At 67.3% G+C, this 19,084-nt stretch carries 17 protein-coding genes, 1 tRNA gene and 1 pseudogene; 11 read left to right on the top strand and 8 right to left on the bottom strand.

The window, feature by feature from the left end:
• Positions 1-20 precede the first annotated feature (20 nt).
• The 4 genes and pseudogenes from ABZW96_RS20245 to ABZW96_RS20230 form a co-directional block, all read left to right on the top strand.
• The gene (locus ABZW96_RS20245) at positions 21-1,211 is read left to right on the top strand and encodes a thiolase family protein (protein WP_355076665.1); all 1,191 of its coding nucleotides are present in this window, start codon (positions 21-23) and stop codon (positions 1,209-1,211) included.
• Complete coding sequence (locus ABZW96_RS20240; protein ID WP_355076663.1) at positions 1,211-1,867, top strand: 3-oxoacid CoA-transferase subunit A; 657 nt, start codon at positions 1,211-1,213, stop codon at positions 1,865-1,867. The genes ABZW96_RS20245 and ABZW96_RS20240 overlap by 1 nt, the downstream gene beginning before the upstream one ends.
• On the top strand, positions 1,864-2,517 hold the full coding sequence (locus ABZW96_RS20235) for a 3-oxoacid CoA-transferase subunit B (protein WP_355076661.1): 654 nt from the start codon (positions 1,864-1,866) through the stop codon (positions 2,515-2,517). Before ABZW96_RS20240 ends, ABZW96_RS20235 begins: the two co-directional genes overlap by 4 nt.
• A 218-nt stretch (positions 2,518-2,735) precedes the next feature.
• A pseudogene (locus tag ABZW96_RS20230) lies at positions 2,736-2,929 on the top strand (helix-turn-helix transcriptional regulator); the annotation flags it as partial.
• A 320-nt stretch (positions 2,930-3,249) separates the two neighbouring features.
• Here ABZW96_RS20230 and ABZW96_RS20225 read toward each other — a convergent pair.
• From ABZW96_RS20225 to ABZW96_RS20200, 6 genes are all read right to left on the bottom strand, one after another.
• Positions 3,250-3,323: transfer RNA gene (locus tag ABZW96_RS20225), tRNA-Pro, on the bottom strand.
• 128 nt (positions 3,324-3,451) lie between these two features.
• Complete coding sequence (locus tag ABZW96_RS20220; RefSeq protein ID WP_355076659.1) at positions 3,452-4,255, bottom strand: NAD(P)H-binding protein; 804 nt, start codon at positions 4,253-4,255, stop codon at positions 3,452-3,454.
• Entirely contained in the window at positions 4,252-4,872 is a 621-nt protein-coding gene (locus ABZW96_RS20215) for a TetR family transcriptional regulator (RefSeq protein WP_355076658.1), read from the bottom strand. The genes ABZW96_RS20220 and ABZW96_RS20215 overlap by 4 nt, the downstream gene beginning before the upstream one ends.
• 101 nt (positions 4,873-4,973) lie before the next feature.
• Positions 4,974-6,158, bottom strand: coding sequence for a cytochrome P450 (locus ABZW96_RS20210; protein ID WP_355076656.1), 1,185 nt, complete (start codon positions 6,156-6,158; stop codon positions 4,974-4,976).
• A 533-nt stretch (positions 6,159-6,691) separates the two neighbouring features.
• Positions 6,692-7,429: a GNAT family N-acetyltransferase gene (locus tag ABZW96_RS20205; RefSeq protein WP_355076654.1), complete on the bottom strand. Its 738-nt coding sequence runs from the start codon at positions 7,427-7,429 to the stop codon at positions 6,692-6,694.
• Positions 7,430-7,547: 118 nt separating this feature from the next.
• Positions 7,548-9,005 (bottom strand): MFS transporter, encoded by a 1,458-nt coding sequence (locus ABZW96_RS20200; protein ID WP_355076652.1) that lies wholly within the window; start codon positions 9,003-9,005, stop codon positions 7,548-7,550.
• A 206-nt stretch (positions 9,006-9,211) separates the two neighbouring features.
• On the opposite strand from ABZW96_RS20200, the gene ABZW96_RS20195 reads away from it, so the two are divergent.
• From ABZW96_RS20195 to ABZW96_RS20185, 3 genes are all read left to right on the top strand, one after another.
• Complete coding sequence (locus ABZW96_RS20195) at positions 9,212-9,787, top strand: TetR/AcrR family transcriptional regulator (RefSeq protein ID WP_355076651.1); 576 nt, start codon at positions 9,212-9,214, stop codon at positions 9,785-9,787.
• Between the two features lie 74 nt (positions 9,788-9,861).
• On the top strand, positions 9,862-10,650 hold the full coding sequence (locus ABZW96_RS20190; RefSeq protein WP_355076649.1) for an oxidoreductase: 789 nt from the start codon (positions 9,862-9,864) through the stop codon (positions 10,648-10,650).
• A 159-nt stretch (positions 10,651-10,809) separates the two neighbouring features.
• A complete protein-coding gene (locus ABZW96_RS20185; protein ID WP_355076647.1) occupies positions 10,810-11,634 on the top strand; it encodes an MBL fold metallo-hydrolase in 825 nt (274 codons plus the stop codon).
• A gap of 77 nt (positions 11,635-11,711) precedes the next feature.
• Here the strand turns inward: ABZW96_RS20185 and ABZW96_RS20180 are convergent, their stop codons facing one another.
• Positions 11,712-12,743: an amidohydrolase family protein gene (locus ABZW96_RS20180; protein ID WP_355076645.1), complete on the bottom strand. Its 1,032-nt coding sequence runs from the start codon at positions 12,741-12,743 to the stop codon at positions 11,712-11,714.
• A 174-nt stretch (positions 12,744-12,917) separates the two neighbouring features.
• Here ABZW96_RS20180 and ABZW96_RS20175 point away from each other — a divergent pair, with 174 nt between their 5' ends.
• From ABZW96_RS20175 to ABZW96_RS20160, 4 genes are all read left to right on the top strand, one after another.
• Entirely contained in the window at positions 12,918-13,781 is an 864-nt protein-coding gene (locus ABZW96_RS20175; protein WP_355076643.1) for an alpha/beta fold hydrolase, read from the top strand.
• Positions 13,781-14,809 carry a VOC family protein gene (locus tag ABZW96_RS20170; RefSeq protein WP_355076641.1) on the top strand — a complete coding sequence of 343 codons (1,029 nt, stop codon included), beginning with the start codon at positions 13,781-13,783 and terminating at the stop codon, positions 14,807-14,809. The genes ABZW96_RS20175 and ABZW96_RS20170 overlap by 1 nt, the downstream gene beginning before the upstream one ends.
• Positions 14,806-16,524 carry a bifunctional 3-(3-hydroxy-phenyl)propionate/3-hydroxycinnamic acid hydroxylase gene (locus tag ABZW96_RS20165; RefSeq protein WP_355076639.1) on the top strand — a complete coding sequence of 573 codons (1,719 nt, stop codon included), beginning with the start codon at positions 14,806-14,808 and terminating at the stop codon, positions 16,522-16,524. The genes ABZW96_RS20170 and ABZW96_RS20165 overlap by 4 nt, the downstream gene beginning before the upstream one ends.
• Positions 16,525-16,884: 360 nt before the next feature.
• Positions 16,885-17,790 carry a class I SAM-dependent methyltransferase gene (locus tag ABZW96_RS20160; protein ID WP_355076637.1) on the top strand — a complete coding sequence of 302 codons (906 nt, stop codon included), beginning with the start codon at positions 16,885-16,887 and terminating at the stop codon, positions 17,788-17,790.
• A 33-nt stretch (positions 17,791-17,823) separates the two neighbouring features.
• Here ABZW96_RS20160 and ABZW96_RS20155 read toward each other — a convergent pair whose 3' ends face one another.
• Complete coding sequence (locus ABZW96_RS20155; RefSeq protein WP_355076635.1) at positions 17,824-19,071, bottom strand: alkane 1-monooxygenase; 1,248 nt, start codon at positions 19,069-19,071, stop codon at positions 17,824-17,826.
• Between the last annotated feature and the right edge of the window lie 13 nt (positions 19,072-19,084).

Raw genomic sequence — 19,084 nt, 5'->3', positions numbered from 1 at the left:
TGCGTGTCTAGCGTCGAGGCGTGACCGATTCCTTCGTCTATGCCGCGGCGCGCACGCCGTTCGGGCGTTTCGGGGGTGCGCTGGCCGATCAGCGCCCCGATGATTTGGCCGCCGCGGCCCTGTCGGGTGTGCTGGCCAAAGCACCGCACCTGTCGCCTTATGCGGTGGGGGAGGTGGTCTGGGGGTGTGCGAATCAGGCCGGTGAGGACAATCGCAACGTCGGTCGGATGGCGGTGCTGCTGGCCGGGCTGCCGACCGGGGTGCCGGCGACCACGGTGAACCGGTTGTGCGGCTCGTCTTTGGATGCGGTGATGAGTGCCTCGCGGATCATCGAGGCCGGTGACGCGGAGGCGGTGGTGGCCGGGGGAGTGGAGTCGATGACGCGGGCGCCGTGGGTGCTGCCGAAGCCTTCGCGGGCCTTTCCTGCCGGGAACGTCACCGCGGTCTCGACCACGCTGGGCTGGCGGCTGGTCAACGACAGGATGCCTGCGGAGTGGACGGTGTCGCTGGGTGAGTGCAACGAACAGCTCGCGCAGCGGTTCGGGATCTCCCGTGCCCGCCAGGACGGGTTCGCCGCCCGCTCACACCTTTTGGCGGACGCGGCGTGGGATGCGGGTTTCTACGACAACCTCGTGATCGCGGTCGGTGGCCTGGCCCGCGACGAGGGCATCCGTCCCGGCTCCACTGCCGAGAAGCTGGCCGGATTGAAACCGGCGTTCCGGGAGGATGGGTCGATCACCGCCGGGAACGCTTCCCCGCTCAACGACGGCGCCGCTGCGGTCCTGCTCGCGAGCGACTCAGCCGGTTTGGGTATCGATCCGCTGGCTCGGATCGCTGGCCGGGGGACGTATGCGCTGGATCCGCAGGATTTCGGTTACGCACCGGTGGAGGCGGCCAATCGCGCGCTGGCTCGCGCGGGGATCGGCTGGGCTGATGTGTCGGCGGTGGAACTGAACGAGGCTTTCGCGGTGCAGTCGCTGGCTTGTGTCGATGCCTGGCTCGCGCAGGGACTGGCCGATCCGGAGATCGTCAATGCCAAGGGCGGCGCGATCGCGATCGGGCATCCGCTGGGTGCTTCGGGCGCGCGGATCGTGGGCACTTTGGCGCACCGTCTCGTCGAGTCCGGTGGCCGGTGGGGTGTGGCGGCGATCTGCATCGGTGTCGGTCAGGGATTGGCGGTCGTGCTCGAGAACGTGCGGGGGGTGTGGTGATGGTGGACATCTGTGGGACGACCGCGGCGGCGGTCGCCGGAATCGCCGACGGCAGCACCGTTCTCGTCGGTGGTTTCGGTATGGCGGGGATGCCCGTGCAACTCATCGAAGCACTCATCGACCAGGGCGCGACCGATCTGACGGTGGTGTCGAACAACGCGGGCAACGGCGACACCGGCCTCGCCGCGCTGCTGGCCGCCAAACGGGTGCGCAAGGTGATCTGCTCATTCCCCCGTCAGTCCGACTCGTGGGTCTTCGACCGCCTCTACCGGGCTGGACAGATCGAGCTCGAGGTCGTGCCGCAGGGTAACCTCGCCGAACGCATCCGCGCGGCGGGCGCGGGGATCGGCGCGTTCTTCTGCCCCACCGGCGTCGGCACCCAACTCGCCGCAGGTAAGGAGACCCGCGAGATCGACGGCCGCACTTACGTTCTGGAGTATCCACTGCGCGGGGACGTCGCCCTCATCGGCGCCTACCGATCGGATCGAATGGGCAATCTGGTCTACCGCAAGACCGCCCGCAACTTCGGCCCGGTCATGGCGACCGCCGCCACCACGACCATCGTCCAAGTCCAAGAGATCGTCGAAACCGGCGCCCTGGATCCCGAAGCGGTCGTCACCCCCAGCATCTACGTCGACAAGGTGGTCGCGGTATGAACACCGGCCCGCTCAGCAAGGATCAGATCGCGGCCCTGATCGCCGAGGACATCCCGCCCGGCGCGTATGTCAACCTCGGCATCGGCCAGCCCACCACCGTCGCCGATCATCTCTCGGCCAGTTCCGGGGTGGTGCTGCACACCGAGAACGGCATGCTGAACATGGGCCCCGCAGCGGTGGGTGACGACATCGATCCAGACCTCACCAACGCGGGCAAGATCCCCGTCACCGAGCTCCCCGGAAGCGCCTACTTCCACCACGCCGACTCCTTCGCCATGATGCGCGGCGGGCATTTGGATGTGTGCGTGCTCGGCGCCTTCCAGGTCTCCGCGACCGGTGACCTGGCGAACTGGCACACCGGCGCACCCGACGCCATCCCCGCGGTGGGCGGCGCGATGGATCTGGCCATCGGAGCCAAACAGATCTTCGTGATGATGACGCTGTTCACCAAAGACGGCACCCCGAAACTGGTTCCGGCCTGCACCTACCCCCTCACCGGAGTCGCCTGCGTGTCAAGGGTTTACACCGACCTCGCGGTCTTCGACATCGAACCCGACGCAGTCGTCGTGCGCGACACCTACGGCATCAGCCTCCCCGAACTGGCCAGCCGCTTGGACGTGCCCCTGCGAGGCCGACGAGTAACGGCCTGACCGGAGTCACGTCCGGTCTTCCGGCTTCCCGAGTTGTGACCGCCGCAAGACAGCGTGTCACCGGTCGCCGGCCGACCACGCGCGCGGTCCTGGAACGAACGGTCGCATCAGCGTTCACCAGGCACCAGCTTCCGGTGGACCGTTCAGCACCGGGAAAGAGGTCAAGTCCGAATGCGTGGTTTAGCGGATGGTGGTCCGCGTCAGGGCCAGGCGTGGCACTGACCAGACGTGAACGCCAGGTCGCAGAGCTTATCGCCCAAGGCCGCACCAACAACAGATCGCCGCCGAACTGGTGATCTCTCAACGCACCGCCCAGGGCCACGTCGAGCACATCCTCACCAAGCTCGGATTCACCTCCCGCGCTCAGATCGCGGCGTGGATCGCAGAAGGCACCGATCGACAAAATCAGTGAGCGCCTCGACCAGTTGTCGGTGTGCTGTACCTAAAGCAAGGTCGATACTCGGACACGCCCCACACTAGGGACGTGTTGAGCGCTAGTGTTCCGCGCCTGAAATCCGTTGATTGATTCTAGGATTGCCGCGATCGTGGTCCGCCACGGCGAACACGTCGTGCAGGCGCATGCCGGTGCCGGTCCATCGGGACGTCCTGGAACGCTGGGCCCGCGGCGACGAGGGCGAAAGTATGAGATTTTGACTGGCTCGGGTCGAATCCGGCCCCATGCCGATGAACGAGAAAACCCCTTCCGACGCTGGTCGGAAGGGGTTTCCTGTGTCGGGCTGACAGGATTTGAACCTGCGACCACTTGACCCCCAGTCAAGTGCGCTACCAAACTGCGCCACAGCCCGTTGCGTCCGCTGTGCGGGCGCTCGAAGAGATTACCGCACGAGGCTGGAGGGGTGCTAATCGGCTGGTCAGAGGGGGTTGAAGGGTTGGGCTGGCCGGGGTGGATCGCCGGTCGGGGAGGAGTGGGCGGTCAGCGGTAGTCGTCCACGTGGTCTACGGCCCATTGGGCGAAGGTGCGGGCGGGTGTGCCGGTGACCGACTCGGAAGTGAGGCCGACCGGGCTCGGTTCCGAGCCGGCCTTCGCCCACATGTCGAGGACGGGGCGGTAGTAGACGTCGGCTGCTTCCTCATAGGTCAGTTCGATCAGTTGGACCGGCTCGCCCAGGGCGGCGGCGATGGCGGCGACCTGCTGGTGGTGCGACAGGGATTCGGGGCCGGTGAGCGGGTAGGTCTTGCCCGCGTGGGAGGAGTCGTCGAGCGCCGCGATGGCCGCGTCGGCGATATCGGCCTCATGGATGGGGGTCAGGTGCAGGTCGGGGAAGGGGACGCGGACGACGCGCTCGGCCCTGATGGTGGGAAACCAGGTGCGGGCGTTGGCGGCGAAGGCTCCCGGCCGCAGGACGGTCAGCGGCAGGCCGGATGCTCGCAGCGGGTTCTCGACCGCGAGATGCCTTGCGCCGATGGGGTTCTGGTCGTTCTCCGCCGCGATGGACGACAGCAGCACGACGTGGGCGACACCAGCGGCCTCGGCGGCGTCGATGAAGTTGCCGATGCCTTCCGCGGCGGCGTAGCAGAAGACCTTGTCCACGCCCGCGAGCGCGGCGGTGACCGATTCCGGGTCGGTCAGGTCGAGTCCGACGAGTTCGACATCGTCCGGCACGGTGGTCTCGGCGGGACGAGAGCTGGCCGCGCGCACCGGTTTTCCGGCCGCGCGCAGCTGGTCGACGACGGTCCGGCCGACGATGCCGCGAACGCCGGTGACGAGGTAGGTCATGAAATATCTCCTTCGGAACGGGAATCGGTGAGATGGGCGAGAATGCGGCGCAACTGTTCGCCGTAGCGCTGCTCGAATTCGGCGGTCCGGGCCTCCACGCCGAACAGTTCGCGAACCTGGACCGGCAGCAGCAGTGGGGCGATGACCATCCCCATCACCGCGAGCTGGAACGCGGCCGGGTCGAGGTCGGCGGCGACCTCGCCGCGCTCTTGCCGGCGCCTGGTCTCGGCGATGTCGGTCTCGGAGATCGGGTGCGTACCGGTCGGCGCGGCATCGGACAATCCCCGCCACATGAGCAAGCGGATGCCGCGGGGGTCGCGCAGACCATCGCGGAGATAGTTCGTGACCACCTCCGCCAACGGCAGCGCCGGATCGCTGAAGGCGGCCTCACGCTCCAGCCAGTTCTGCTGGAGCGCCCGGTAGAGACCTTCCTTGCCGCCGAAGTAGTAGGTGATCAACTGCTTGTTGACACCGGCCCGCTGGGCGATGTCACCCACCCGGGCACCGGCGTAGCCCTTGGCGGCGAACTCCTCCAAAGCCGCCTCGAGCAGGCAGCGTTTGGTGCGTTCGGCGTCGCGGACGCGGTGAGCGGGATCAGGTGTGCGGTGTGTCGCCACATACCCAGATTAGGCCAGTATTTTACAACTGGCTAATTGTTTTAGACGCTCGGTGGATAGTCGAGGTGCGTTGCCTCGCACCGCGACCCGCCCCATCGCTGTCAAACGAACGCCAGGGGCGGAGACGCCGGAAAGGTCACCGGAACGGCCGCCGGTGCGCGGTGGAAGGAGCTCGGCAGCCACTCCAGTTCGTCGGCGGGGACCGACAGCCGGATCTCCGGAAGGGCGTCCAGCAGTTGGTCGAGCGCTTCCTGGACGATGACCATGGCGACCGACTGGGCAGGACAGGTGTGTGGCCCGGCGCCCCAGGCCAGGTGCGACCGGTTGCCCTGGCGCTCGCCTGCCACCGCCGCGGGATCGTTGTTGCACGCCGCCAAACCGATCAACACCGGTTGGTGCTGGGGCAGCCACACATTCCCGACGATCTGCGGCTGGTTCGGGTATCGCACGCAGGAATTCGCAGTGGGAGGATCGGTGAACAGCACCTCGTCGATGGCGTCCCGGGTGGACAGCGCTCCGCCGAGCAGTTCGCCGCCGAATCGTTCATCGGTCACCAGCAACAGCACGGTGACCGCGATGAGGTTCCACGTCGGTTCGGCGCCCGTGGTGTACAACGAGGCCATCTGCTGCACGAGTTCGGTTTCGCTCAACCGAGCCGGATGCTGTACCAGCCAGGACGCCACATCCGCCGCGGGCGCCGCGCGTTTGGCCGAGATCACCTCGAGCATCGCCGCGGCGAGCGTTCGATGGCTCGCCTCCGCCGAGGCCGCGTCGGCGGCGTCGCGCAGGCTCATCATCGCCGTGTAGGCGTTCTGCCGGACCTCCGGCGGGAATCCCAATACCTCTTCCAGCACCCTGACGGTGAGCGGGATCGCGTACTGGCTGAGCAGATCCGCCGAACCGGCCACGCAGAAACCGTTGATCAGCGACAGCGCGGTGCGTTCCACGGTGTCGCGCAGCGTGTGCAGGTCGATGCGATCGAGGCTGCCGGTGACGGCGTTCCGGTAGCGAGCATGCTCCTCTCCCGCTGTCCGCGACGCGTCCGGCCGCCAGCGCATCGCCCACGGCACCGGACATCCTTCCGGCACGTTCTGTTCCCATACGCTGGGATCGGCCGAGAAATGCACGGCGTCGGTGAGCACGTCCAATGCCGTGCGGTAATCGATGATCAATGTCGCGGGCACCTCCGGCGCTACTTCGACCGGGACGAGCGGGCCGTGATCGCTGCGCATCCGCCGGTATGCGGCGTGCGGGTCGGCCGCGAACTCGTTCGAATACAGCTTCACCCTCGCGCACCGTGGCGATCGAAGGGCAGCGCAAGAGACGAGGGATCAGTCAAGACAGGCTCCTGGAACGAAATGCACGATCGAGAGCGGAATCCGCACGACTTCTCTGGCGTACGCGAATCCGGCCCTGCGCGGAATGGCCGGGTCGGCTACCGAAGGAAAGCGTGTGCGAGAGAACGACGACACGCAGTGGGTGAAAATAGTCGCAGGCCTGCCGATCGGATCGTGAATCCTGGTGATCCGTATACCCGGTGCCACCTCGACACTTCTGAACTCCCCTGCTTACGCCGCCGGCATTCGGTGCCACGGCCGAACCCGGCCGTCATACCGACCGGTCCGCCAAAAGTGTTCGACCGCAGCGTAATTCGACTAACGAGGGGAGCATACCGAGGTCTGTCGTCCTTCGCAGCGCGAGCAATTCGAGACAGTCATGCCCCGCGAGACATTCGCCTCCGCGACGTTCTGCCCGGACATGAATATTTGTAAACGCATCTCTAACAAAGCGTGAACTGATCACCCCCCGACGCGGTGCGTCAAACCATGACACTCGTGGGCGACGACTGCGCAGGGGCCTGCACGACAGTCAATTTCGAACGTTTGCGCAGCGTGAATCCCAGCGTCTCGTACAAATGGATCGCCGATGTATTGCCGGCGGAAGCGTGCAGAAACGGTGTCTCACCCCGCGCGCGGATGCCCGCGCCGACCGCGCGGACCAGGCGCGTAGCGAAGCCGCGGCCACGGAATCCGCCGTCGGTGCACACGGCGCTGATCTCGGTCCAGCCCGGCGGGTGCATGCGCTCCCCGGCCATCGCCACCAGTCTGCCGTCGACCCGCAGCCCCAGATAGGTGCCCATCTCGATGGTCCGCGGAGCGAATGGGCCGGGTTGGGTGCGAGCGATCAGCTCGAGGATCTCGGGCACGGCCGCCGCGGTGAGCCGTTCCAGTTCCGGGTCGTGGGCGACGCGCAGGGCGGTGCCGTCCATCTGTACCGAGTCCATGTGGTTCAGGACCGTCCAGCCGTCGGGCGGCACGTGGCCGTAGCCGCGCAACGCGGTGCTGCCGCCCGGCCCGAGAAGTGTGGCCAGGTCGGCCCAGTCTCGTTCGTCCAGCACCGGCGGGTGGCCGACGAACCTGGCGACCTCCGGGTCGTAGCGGCCGATCCGGCCCACCCAGCCGGCGAACCGGCGGTGTTCGCCACGCAGCGACGCCCGCACCGGGTCGTCGAGCGGGTGTAGCGAGGTATCGACGTCGACAATCGAATCAGTGGTCACCGCGTACTCCTCCACAACAGCGTCCGACGGGAGAACGTTAGCGAGGCGCACGATCACCCGACACTGGTTGCGCTCACCGCGATTCCGATGCATCGACCCGCGTGGAGGCGCGGGCGAGTCATCGCGCGTGTGTCGAAACCATCGATGTCTGCGGCGTATTCGCGCCGGTGCGGAAGTCGGGCGCGAACGCCGCCACTGTCGCCAGGGCCGAGGCCGCGAAGCACAGCAGCACCGCCCAGCCAAGTGACGCCGACGACGCGGTTCCACCGAATGCCAGTAGTACACCGGTGGTCATGGCGATGCAGAACGTGGCCGACAGCCGCTGCGTCAACTGCAGGAAGGACGCGGCCACCCCGTGCAACGACGAGGGTGAGAACGCCAGTGTCACCGCCCGCAGCGGCGGCTCCACCACGCCGCTGGTGAGACCGCAGGCGACTTGGATCGCGGCCAGCACGAGGAACAGAATCCACCCGTCCAGGAACAGTGTCGTGGCGGCGGTCGCCGCCATGCAGGCGGTTTGGACGACGAGCCCGTAGGCTACGACCACGGACCCGTGCACCGCGAAAAGCCGTTGCCCCCAACGCGCCGCGAAGATCCGGGCCAGCGCGGAGGGAATCAGTGCCAGCGCGACCACCAGTGCGGGGATCTTGTGGACCTGGAGGAAGTACACCGTCTTCACCGTGGTGAACGCGAGCATCGATCCGAACCACAGCAGCGCCACCACATTTCCCGTGACGTAGCCCCGGGAACGCATCAACGGCGGCGCGAACAGCGGCAGACGGCCGCGGCGGGCGTATGCGCGCTCCCAGAGGGCCAGTCCGATGACGAGAAGGCCGCTCGCGACGACGATGGCGGCGACCGCTGGGGCGGGGAGACCTGGATCGATGACGGGGATCGTGACGATGACGACGAGCAGCCCGAGCGCCGCGATCCCTGGGAGGTCCAGATCGGTCGAGCGGCGCCCACGGACGTCGCGAGGGAGCCCGCGGAGGCCGAGCGCGACCGTCGCGAGCGTGAACGGCACGGGCAGCACCAGTACGGCGCGCCAGCCCAGATCCGGCGGCAGCATCCAGAGTGCCGTTCCGGCGAGGACCGGCCCGGCGATCGCGGCCAGCGCGCCCGCGGTGGTGTACGCAGCGAGAGCGCGCAGGCGGGCGGCTCCGGTGAAGACGTCCTGGATGACGCCGAGCACCTGCGCGCTGATCACCCCCGCGCCGAAGCCCTGCACCAACCGGCCCGCGATCAGCGGCCACGCGCCGGGGGCGAACGCGGAGACGACGGCGCCCACGAGGAAAAGCCCGAGTCCGGCGACGAACAGGTTGCGGCGGCCGTACGCGTCGCCGAGCCGCCCGGCGGGGGCGAGCCCGAGGCCGAAGGTCAGCGAGTACGACGCCAGGTACCACTGCACGTCCGAGTTCGCCAGACCGAGCGTCGACCGCACGTCCGGCGCCGTGAAAGCGACCGCCGCGGAGTCGAGCAGCGTCGCGAAGCCCGCCCCCAGGCAGCACCAGAGAGCGGCAGCCCGATCGCGGATGACCGGTGGGCGGGTGACCGAGGATTGCGGTGAGTGCCTCAACTCGGCGCCTGTCCCGCACCACCGTGCGGCCTGATCCGGCCGCCGGTGGTCGTCGCATGCATGCCGGAAGTATCGAGCCGCGACGAATCGATCGGAAGCTTTAGGATCGCCCCGATCTCATGGCCGATGCCCGGCAGGCGGGCCGGAGAGGCGCCGAATCACACGCTTTCTTGACCTGCCGGTCGAAAACTATTACGGTTCAAATCATGGGCAGGCCGCGCAACTTCGATCCGGACACGGTGGTGGAGCGGGCCATGGAGGCGTTCTGGACCCATGGGTACGCCAACACCTCGCCCGCGCAGCTGGCCGAGGCCACCGGGGTCGGCAAGGGGAGTCTCTACCACGCTTTCGGTAGCAAACGCGCGTTGTTCGACCAGGCTTTGGATCGCTACGACCGGCTCGGTGCCGAGCTGGCCGCCGAGATCCTGTCCCGCCCGGGTTCCACTCGCGACTGTCTGGCCACGTTCCTGTGCGGTCTGGTGGATTCCGACCTGGCCCAGCCGGTTCGGCGCGGCTGCTTGGCGGTGAACACCGCCATGGAACTGGGCGGACACGACCCGGAGATCACCCGCGCGGTCCGCGCCATGCAGGACCGTGTGATCGGAGCGTTGGAGGCTCGCATCGATCAGGGGCGGCGCGACGGTGACGTGCGCGCCGGGGCCGACCCTCGGGCGGCGGCCGAATTCTTGATGAACACCATCGTCGGCCTGCGAGTGATGGCCAAGACCTACGATGCGCCCACGTTGCATCGCGTCATCGATACCGCTTTGACCAGCCTCTGAATTCCGATGCCCGACCGTCGGCCCGCTTGCTGCCCACATTGTTGACCTGTAGTTCAAGAAAGAAAGGTTCCCTCATGGATCTCGAACTGTCCGGCAAGACCGCCGTCGTCACCGGCGCCAGTCGCGGCATCGGCCTCGCGGTGGCGGAGGCGTTGACCGCCGAAGGTGTCCGGGTGGTCGGCGCCGCGCGCACCATCACCCCCGAGCTCGAAAAGGCCAGTGTCGCGGCCGTTCCCGTCGACCTCTCCACTTCCGAGGGCGCGACTCGGTTGATCGATGCCGCCCTCGAAGAACTGGGCGGCTTCGATATCGTGATCAACAACGTCGGCGCGGTGAACGCCGCGCGCCTGGAGTTGGGCGGATTCCTCGAGGTCGATGACGCGCAGTGGCGCGAGCTGTTCGACCTGAATCTGTTCAGCGCGATCTGGGTCACCCGTGCGGCCCTGCCCAGCCTGCTGGAACGGCGCGGCTCGATCGTCACCATCTCATCGATCAACAAGCATCTGCCCGCCGCGGGCCCGGTCGGTTACAGCGAGGCCAAGGCCGCGTTGACCGCGCTCACCAAGCGGCTCAGCGAGGAGTTCGGGCCGCGCGGAGTGCGGGTCAACACCGTCTCTCCCGGCGTGGTCGGCACGCCGCTGTGGCGTGGACCCGACGGCGTCGGCGCCAAGTTCGCTGCTGCCCAGGGGCTTTCGCAGGAGGAACTGCTCGCGGCCGTGCCCGAGCAGTTCGGCATCGCCTCCGGCCGGATCAGCGAGCCGGAGGAGGTCGCCGCTCTCGTCGCCTTCCTCGCGTCACCGAAAGCAGCGAATATCGTCGGTGCGGACTACATCATCGACGGAGGCACCTTGAAGATCGCCTGACGAGGTCCGCGGCGGGAGTGCTCTCGTGCTCCCGTCGCATGGTCTTCCGGGTCGAATACGTTCGCGCACTTGGTATCACGAGCTTCGCCGGTATCTGTCGCGTCCGGAAGCGTCAGCATGTAGCGTGGCTGGTCGGACGGCGCGGATAGGAGCGGACTGGTGCGTGTCCATCATTTGGATGCCGGGGGAACCCGTCCCTTCGGAGGCCGTTTGTTCGACGGCCGGCCGGGGTTTCGGCGTACGGCCGCCGGAGCTTGCCACTGTTTGTTGATCGAGCACTCCGCTGGATTGGTCCTGGTCGACACGGGTTACGGCGAGCAGGCGCTGTCGCGGCCGGATGCCTGGGTGGGGCGTCAACTCATCCGGCAATCGAATCCGGTTCTGGACCAGCCGATCGCACGGCAGATCGAGGCGCTGGGCTTCTCCCGCGACGACGTCCGCGACGTCATCGTCACGCACCTCGATCTCGATCACGCCGGTGGCCTCGCCGATTTCCCGCAGGCCACCGTGCATGTGCACCGGGCGGAACTCGATGCCGTCGCGGGCCCCTTCGGCAGGCGCGAGAAGTTGCGGTATCGGCCGGTGCAATTCGAGCACGGACCCGAGTGGTCGGTGTACGACGAAACCGACAGCGACGCGGAGCGCTGGTTCGGGTTCCAGGCGGTGCGTGAACTGCGGGGGCTGCCGCCGGAAATCCTCATGGTTCCGCTGGCCGGACACACGCGCGGTCATGTCGGCGTCGCGGTCGACACCGGAAACGGCTGGCTGTTGCACGCCGGTGACGCATACACCTATCACGGGCAGATGCGTGCGAAGCCGTCGATGCCGTTGGGCGCGCGAATCTTCCAGTGGTACGTGGACACTCGGCGACAGTCCCGCATCGAGAATCAGCAGCGGCTACGGGAACTCGTCCACGACAACGGCGACGCGGTGACGGTCTTCTCCGCTCACTGTGCGACGGAGTTCGAACGACTTCGCGGTTGACACCCGACGCCCGGAGCGGCACGCGCCTATGATCCGACACCGAAGGATCGGTGCGACGGCCGGCGCCGAAGCCGGGTTCAGCGCCGGGCGATCGCCCGCGCCACGCTGCGGAAGAGTTTGCGCCGAAGGCTCGTTCGTGCCCTGGCGAGCAGCGGTGGCTCCGGCGCCGGTGCGGTCGCGCCGAAGCGGGGGAAGAGCGCGATGGCATTGTCGCGCTGAATGTTTCGTCGCGTGCTGTCGTCACATCCGGGAAAAGTGTCGAGCCCGGCGTTGAAATAGTGGACCGCGGGTTCGGGCGCGAAGGGCCAGTCGCTGCCGTAGAGCACGTGCCCGGGTTCGGCGAACGCGAGCAGGGACGGCAGTGCCGCCGCGCTCGCCGACAACGCGGTATCGAAATAGAACCCGGCGAAGTCGTCCAGGATGTCCAGCGGGCTGCGCCCGGTGTCGTTGAAGATGGCCAGTGCCATGCGGTGTGCGGCGTAGGGGACGAACCCGCCTGCGTGGGCGAGGACGAAGCGGATGTTGGGATACCGCCGCCGAATGCCATTGCGTACGAGCAGGTACGCCGCGCGGGTGGTGTCGAGCAGGAAATCCGCGGCGAATGGCGCGACGCCCGGCACGGCGGGCGCGGGCAGGTCCGCCGGGTGGACGAACGCGACGGCTGATCGCCGGTCCAGCACCCGGAAGAGGTCGTCCTGCCCGTCCTCGCCGAGATAGGTCCCCGCCGCGTTGCCGAGCAGCACGACGCCGTCGGCGCGCAGGTCGTCGAGGGCGCGTCGAGCCTCGTCGGCGGCAGCGGTGACGTCGGGCATGGCGAGGGTGGCGAAGAACCCGAACCGGCCGGGTTCGGCCTGTGCCAGCGCGGCGGTGTAGTCGTTGACCGAACGGGCGAGTGCGGCCGCCTGTGCCGGCTCGGCCAGGAAGGTGGTGCCGGGCGTCGACACCGACAGCACCGCCGAGGCGATCCCGGCCCGCGCCATCGACGCACGCGCCGCCTCGGGACTCCACTCGGGCAGTGCACGCCCGCCCGGGGCGGTCACACCGTGCGCCCGCAGCGCTTGGGCATAGTCCGGCGGGATCACGTGCTGATGCACGTCGATGCGATTCATGGGGTTCCAGCAGTCCTTTCTCCGGGCGCACCGGGCTCGAAGAGGTCCGGACCCTCACTCTGGCGCACTCCCGGGGCGTTGCGCAAGCAATTCTGATGATTTCATCATTTCTGCTTGACAGACTATTTCTACATAACTGATGATTACATCAGATAGACGATCTGGGAGGTAGTGATGACAACCGGCAGTGCCGCCGAGACCGGGCGGATGATCCGGGTCGGCAATCGAGACATCTTCTACAGCGAAGCCGGCGCGGGCGCCGCCGTGGTGCTCTTGCACGGGGGCGGACCTGGAGCCAGCGGCAGGTCGAACTACTCCCGCAACATCGAGGCGCTGGCCCGGCGTTTCCGAGTGATCGTTCCGGACATGCCCGGCTACGGGCGCTCGACCAAGCGCATCGACCAGTCCGATCCGTTCGGCGACTTGGCCGCGGCGGTCGGTGGGTTGCTCGACGCCCTCGATATCGACTCGGCACACCTGATCGGCAACTCCTACGGGGGAGCGGCGGCGTTGCGGTTGGCCATGGACCGACCCGAGAAGGTGCGGAAACTGATCCTCATGGGCCCCGGTGGGGTGGGCACCACGCGCGCGTTGCCGACCAAAGGCTTGCAGTCGCTGCTGTCCTATTACGGCGGTGACGGCCCGAGCCGGGCCAAGCTGGCCGAGTTCATCCGCGAGTATCTGGTTCACGATGCCGGCGGTGTCACCGAGGAGATCATCGACGACCGTTATCGGGCCAGTCTCGATCCCGACGTGCTCGCCGATCCGCCCTTGCGGCGTCCCTCGGGACCGTCGGCATTGCGAACGCTGTGGCGGATGGACTTCACCCGCGACGCCCGGTTGCCGGGCGTGCGCAATCCGACGCTGGTGATCTGGGGCGCCGAGGACAAGGTGAACCGGCCCGGCGGTGGGCGCATGCTCGCCGAGCGGATGCCCAACTGCGATCTTTACCTGGCGGCGGAGACCGGCCACTGGGTGCAGTGGGAGCGCGCGGAGCTGTTCAACGCGCTGGCCGTCGCGTTCCTGGGAGCGGCGTGATGAGCGAGCGCACGGGCCGGGCAACCGGTGGGTCGGTGTTCGGCGCGGTGCATCTGGGCTATGTCGTCGTGCATTCGCGGCGACTGGCCGACTGGCGTCGGTTCGGCGGATTGGCCATCGGGATGCACGTCGACGAACTGGACACCGACGTGTTGCGCTTCCGTCTGGACGACCACGCCTGCCGCTTCCTCATCCGGCACGGCACGGCCGAGGACGTCACCGCGCTGGGCTGGCAGGTGGACGACCACGAGACCTTCGACCGCATCCTTGCCCGGGTGAGCGACCGCGGCGTGCCGATCGAGGAAGGCACCGCCGAGCAGGCGGCCGCGCGCGGCGTGCAGCGCCTGTGGCGCTTCCCCGGCCCCAAGGGCATCGCCACCGAAATCTTCACAACGCCGGTGACCAGTCCGGAACCCTTGCGGATGCTCAGTTCCGGCTGGGTCACCGGCGAGGCGGGGATGGGCCACGTGGCGATCGTCTCCCGTGAACCGGAGTCGATGCGCGGCTACTACGACACGGTGTTCGACGCGCGGTTGACGGACTACATCGACGAGAACATCTCCGGCTTGACGATGAAGATCCGGTTCTTGCGAGTGAACGAGCGTCACCATTCGATCGCGATCGCGAACCTGCGCGGGATGAAGATCGATCCGCTGCGAACTCGGGTGCAGCACATCAATATCCAGTCCGCGAGCCTGGAGGACATGCTGGCCGCGTTCGGCCGGGTCACCGATCTGGGTTTCCGGATGGCGTGGTCGGTCGGCCAGCACACCAACGATCGCGAATTGTCGTTCTATTGCGTGACGCCGTCCGGTTTCGAGCTGGAGGTCGGCTGGAATCCGGTGGTGATCGGCCCGGAACTGGAATCGACCTGGGAACCGAGCACCTATCAGGGCATCAGCATCTGGGGCCACACCACGGTGGGGGAGACGGTGCTGGACAAGTTCGCCCAGTTCCGGCAAGCCCTGCGGACCATCAGGACTCCGGAACCCACTGTCGCCGAACTGACGGGAGGACTGTCGCGATGAACGACTTCGATGTCGATGTGGTGGTGGTCGGCCTCGGCCCGACCGGTTTGACCCTGGCCAACCTGCTGGGACGGCGAGGGGTGCGAGTGCTGGTGCTGGAACGGGAGCCGGAGTACTACGGGATGGCCCGCGCGGTGTACACCGATGACGAAGGCATGCGGGTCTTCCAGACCGCCGGGGCCGCGGACGAATTGCCGGCGGACATGAACGTCGATTCGACCGTGCAGTGGGTGCGCGGGGACGGCTCGGTGCTGGCGCAGTTCCATCAGACCGACCGGCCGCTGGGCTGGCCCGTGGTCAACTTCCTGTACCAGCCGTATCTGGAGAACACGCTCGAACGGGCACTCGACCGCTATCCGCACGTCACGGTGCGGCGCGGTCGCGAGGCGGTCGACTTCGACCAGGATGCCGACGGCGTGCACGTCGAGCACGCCGAATGCCGGGGTACGGGCTACGGCAAGCGTCCGGCGGACACCGATCCGCGCACGGCCGAACGGGTGCGGGCGAAGTTCCTGGTCGGCTGCGACGGCGGCCGGAGCGTGGTGCGCACCAAGCTCGGTATCGAGATGTCCGGCACCAGTTTTCCGGAACGGTGGCTGGTCGTCGATCTGAGAGCCCGTGAGGGTGTCGATGCGTTCCGGCATCTGCCGTATTTCAACTTCGTGTGCGACCCGGAACTGCCGATCGTGTCCTGCCCGCAGCCGGACCGGCATCACCGGTTCGAGTTCATGCTGTCGGAATCCCAGACCAACGAGGAGATGGAGGACCCGGAGACCGTACGCCGCTACATCGCACGCTTCGTCGACCCGGACGAAGTGGAGGTGCTGCGCAAACTCGTCTACACCTTCAACGCGGTTGTCGCCGATCGCTGGCGCGACGGGCGGATCCTCGTCGCGGGCGACGCCGCGCACATGACCCCGCAGTTCATCGGTCAAGGCATGAATTCCGGAGTGCGCGATGCGGACAACCTGTCCTGGAAGCTGACCGCGATCATCGAACACGGTGCGGCGCTGCACATCCTGGACAGCTACGAGTCCGAGCGGAGGCCGCACGCGAAGGCGATGATCGATCTGTCGGTATTGAACAAGCAGATCGTCTCGCTCGACAACAAGCTGCTCGCGGCGGCCAGGGACATCGGGCTCACCACCGCGCTGCGGGTGCCGGGGCTCGGCGGCTGGATCCGCGGCGCGAAAATGAAACCGCGGCCGCGCTTCCGTCGCGGCGCCTATCTCGGTCTGCCCCGGCGCGTGCTGCGTGGTATCGAGGGAACCCTTGCCCCGCAACCGGACATCCGCGACTACAACGGACGTCACCGGCGCTTGGACGAGGCGTTGGGCATCGGATTCGCGGTCCTGGGCTACGGCACCGATCCGCGCCGGGCCTTCGGGCCGGAGCAATTGGCATTCCTGCGTGGTCTCGACGCCGCCTTCGTCACCGTGTATCCGCTCGGTGGACGCCCGCAGGGCAAACCGGGCGACGGCCGCGACGACGTCACCGACATCGAAGACCACACCGGCACTCTGACCCGCTGGTTCGGCAAGGCCGGACTGCGCCCCGGCGGCGTCCTCGTGCTGCGCCCCGACCGATTCGTCTTCGGCGCCGCCGCGGCCGGGCACGGCGCGTCATTGGTCACCGAACTCGCACGGCAACTGGGCATCTTTCCGATGTCGCGAGTGGAACAGCACGACACCCGCGCGCAGTACGAGCAGGCCTGACAACCTCGCGCGGCATGTTCCCAGCTGCGGCCGGGGTGGCAGCGGCCCGGACGCACCGGCATCCGCATCGGGCTGCCGGTCCGAGGCCCGCGCGCTGTCTTGCCGCCCGATCCGGCCTCAGGGAGTCGGGCGAGTCGCGATTGGCCTCGAGTTTGCCGAGATGGACCGTTCTAGGACGTGCTCTCGTGGAGCGAGGTAGCGTGAAGATGTGTCGGCCGAGGCCGGCCACGGGAAACAGCGTGGTCGTCCCCGTCGGCAGCGCGTGGTCGGTGCGTTCACATCGTGGTCCGTACCCGGCAGGAAGCCGCCCGGCGGCTTCCGCTGAACAGCAGTGCCGGTTCGTGCGAAAGATCCGCCATCATGAGTGTTCACGCCCCCCTTTACCACGAGGTGCTCTCCCGCGAGGAGTTGCCGGACGAGTTCTTCGGGCTCTTCCTCGACCCGACCCGCACCTACAGCTGTGCTTTCTGGTCCCACCCTGACGACACCCTGGAAAAAGCCCAGACGGCGAAGATCGACCTGGCCTTGGCCAAGTGCGATCTGCAGCCGGGAATGGCCCTGCTGGACGTCGGTTGTGGCTGGGGCTCCACCATGCTGCGCGCCATGGACACCTACGGGGTGAACACGATCGGGCTGACCCGCAGCCGTAACCAGTACCGATACGTGCGGGACATGCTCGTCGACCGGCTGATCCGGGGCCGTCCGTACGGTGGGGTGCGCGTGCAGGGCTGGGAGGACTTCGACCGGCGCGCCGACCGGATCGTCTGCATCGGAGCGCTGGAACACCTGCCGGTGGACCGCTACGGAGAGTTCTTCGATTTCGCCTACCGGATCATGCCCTCCGACGGGGTGCTGCTGTTGCAGACCGTGGTCAGCTACAGCCGCGAACATCTGCGGGCACACGGTACCCAGATCACCAGCGACGACTTCGCGTTCTTGCGATTTCTGCGCGAGACCATCTTCCCCGGCGGCGAGCTTCCGCTGCCGACCGGTCATCATCCCAAAGGGGTCACCGAATACGCCGAGGACGCCGGATTCACCGTCGCCGACATCCAGGCACTGGGACCGCACTACACCACGACACTGGACTGCTGGGCCGACGCCCTCCACGAAAACCGGGACCGGGCTATCGAGCTCGCCGGGCGGGACACCTATAACGCCTATATGCGGTATCTGACCGGTTCCGCCGAGTACTTCCGCCGCGGGCATACCGACGTCATGCAGTTCACCTGTCTCAAACCCGACGCTCGGCGCCCGCCGCACTGAATCCGTACCCTCGCCTGCCGGGCGGCGGCCGCATCAGCGATTCGCCTCCGTGGGGAACAGGTCGTCGTCGCCGGTCGACGGGCTCATGCCGTGCGTGCCGGGGTCCGCGGCCCATCGCACGTCATCGCGCGGGTACCGGATGGGCAGCGGTAGCCTGCGTCTGCGGAGCTTGAGGTTGATGAGCGTCATGTCGCCGTTGTAGTGGGCGAGGACGCGGGGGTCCATGACCGCACGCCACAACGGGGGGATCGCGGCGAGCACGACCATGGTGGCGTAGCCGGCGGGCAGTTGCGGCGCCACGTCGCAGCTGCGCAGGGTCTGATAGCGGCGGCCGGGGTTGGCGTGGTGGTCGCTGTGGCGCTGGAGGTGGAACAGGAAGATGTTGGTGACCAGGCGGTCGCTGTTCCAGCTGTCGCGCGGCGAGCAGCGAGCGTAACGCCCGTCGGGTCGGCGGGTACGCAGCAGTCCGTAGTGTTCGACGTAGTTGACGGTTTCCAGCAGGCCCGCGCCGATGAGCGCCTGAATGGCGAGGTACGGCGTGACAACGGGGCCGAAGGTCACGATCAGGCCGCCGAACAGCACCGCGCTCATCGCCCAGGCCTGCAACAAATGGTTACCGGGACTGAACCAACGTTTGCCGTTACGGGCCAGGCGCGTGCGTTCCAGCGCCAGTGCCGACCGGAACCCGCCCATCATGGTGCGCGGCAGGAACTGCCACAGCGATTCGCCGAAGCGGGCGCTGGCCGGGTCCTCGGGTGTGGCGACGCGGACGTGGTGGCCGCGGTTGTGCTCGACGAAGAAATGTCCGTACCCGGACTGCGCGAGCGCGATCTTGGCCAGCCACCGTTCGAGATGTTCGGCGCGGTGGCCGAGTTCGTGGGCGGCGTTGATACCGATGCCCGAGACGAAGCCGAGAGTGACTGCCAAGCCGAGCTTGTCGGCGAGGCTCAGCTCATGGCTGGCCCACATATAGCCGGCGATGAGCAGGCCGATGAATTGCATCGGCAGGAACAGAAAGGTGCACCACCGGTAATAACGATCGTTGGACAGCGCTTCGTAGTCTTCGTCGCGCGGGTTGCTTCCGTCGTCGCCGATGAACCAGTCCAGCAACGGGATCACCACCAGCACGATGATCGGGCCGATCCACCAGAACAGTTCCAGTCCGGTGTGTGCCACCAACGTGGAAGGCAGCAGTGCGCAACCCGGGGCGATCAAGCCGAGAATCCAGAGGTACCGCTTGGGGTCGCGGGCTCGCGTGTGCTCGAAGATCGTCATAGTCATCTCGCCGATCCGT

Source organism: Nocardia sp. NPDC004168 (assembly GCF_040610355.1).
GTDB lineage: Bacteria > Actinomycetota > Actinomycetes > Mycobacteriales > Mycobacteriaceae > Nocardia > Nocardia sichangensis.
The sequence above is the reverse complement of the archived record's forward strand: the minus strand, read 5'-3'. Positions and strand labels throughout refer to the sequence as shown.

Excerpts from the sequence above, each read along its gene's own strand:
- ABZW96_RS20165 (WP_355076639.1), top strand. The coding sequence starts at position 14,806 with ATGAACGACTTCGATGTCGATGTGGTGGTGGTCGGCCTCGGCCCGACC.
- ABZW96_RS20180 (WP_355076645.1), bottom strand. The coding sequence starts at position 12,743 with ATGAATCGCATCGACGTGCATCAGCACGTGATCCCGCCGGACTATGCC.
- ABZW96_RS20195 (WP_355076651.1), top strand. The coding sequence starts at position 9,212 with ATGGGCAGGCCGCGCAACTTCGATCCGGACACGGTGGTGGAGCGGGCC.
- ABZW96_RS20240 (WP_355076663.1), top strand. The coding sequence starts at position 1,211 with ATGGTGGACATCTGTGGGACGACCGCGGCGGCGGTCGCCGGAATCGCC.
- ABZW96_RS20170 (WP_355076641.1), top strand. The coding sequence starts at position 13,781 with ATGAGCGAGCGCACGGGCCGGGCAACCGGTGGGTCGGTGTTCGGCGCG.
- ABZW96_RS20235 (WP_355076661.1), top strand. The coding sequence starts at position 1,864 with ATGAACACCGGCCCGCTCAGCAAGGATCAGATCGCGGCCCTGATCGCC.
- ABZW96_RS20160 (WP_355076637.1), top strand. The coding sequence starts at position 16,885 with ATGAGTGTTCACGCCCCCCTTTACCACGAGGTGCTCTCCCGCGAGGAG.
- ABZW96_RS20220 (WP_355076659.1), bottom strand. The coding sequence starts at position 4,255 with ATGACCTACCTCGTCACCGGCGTTCGCGGCATCGTCGGCCGGACCGTC.
- ABZW96_RS20155 (WP_355076635.1), bottom strand. The coding sequence starts at position 19,071 with ATGACTATGACGATCTTCGAGCACACGCGAGCCCGCGACCCCAAGCGG.
- ABZW96_RS20175 (WP_355076643.1), top strand. The coding sequence starts at position 12,918 with ATGACAACCGGCAGTGCCGCCGAGACCGGGCGGATGATCCGGGTCGGC.
- ABZW96_RS20190 (WP_355076649.1), top strand. The coding sequence starts at position 9,862 with ATGGATCTCGAACTGTCCGGCAAGACCGCCGTCGTCACCGGCGCCAGT.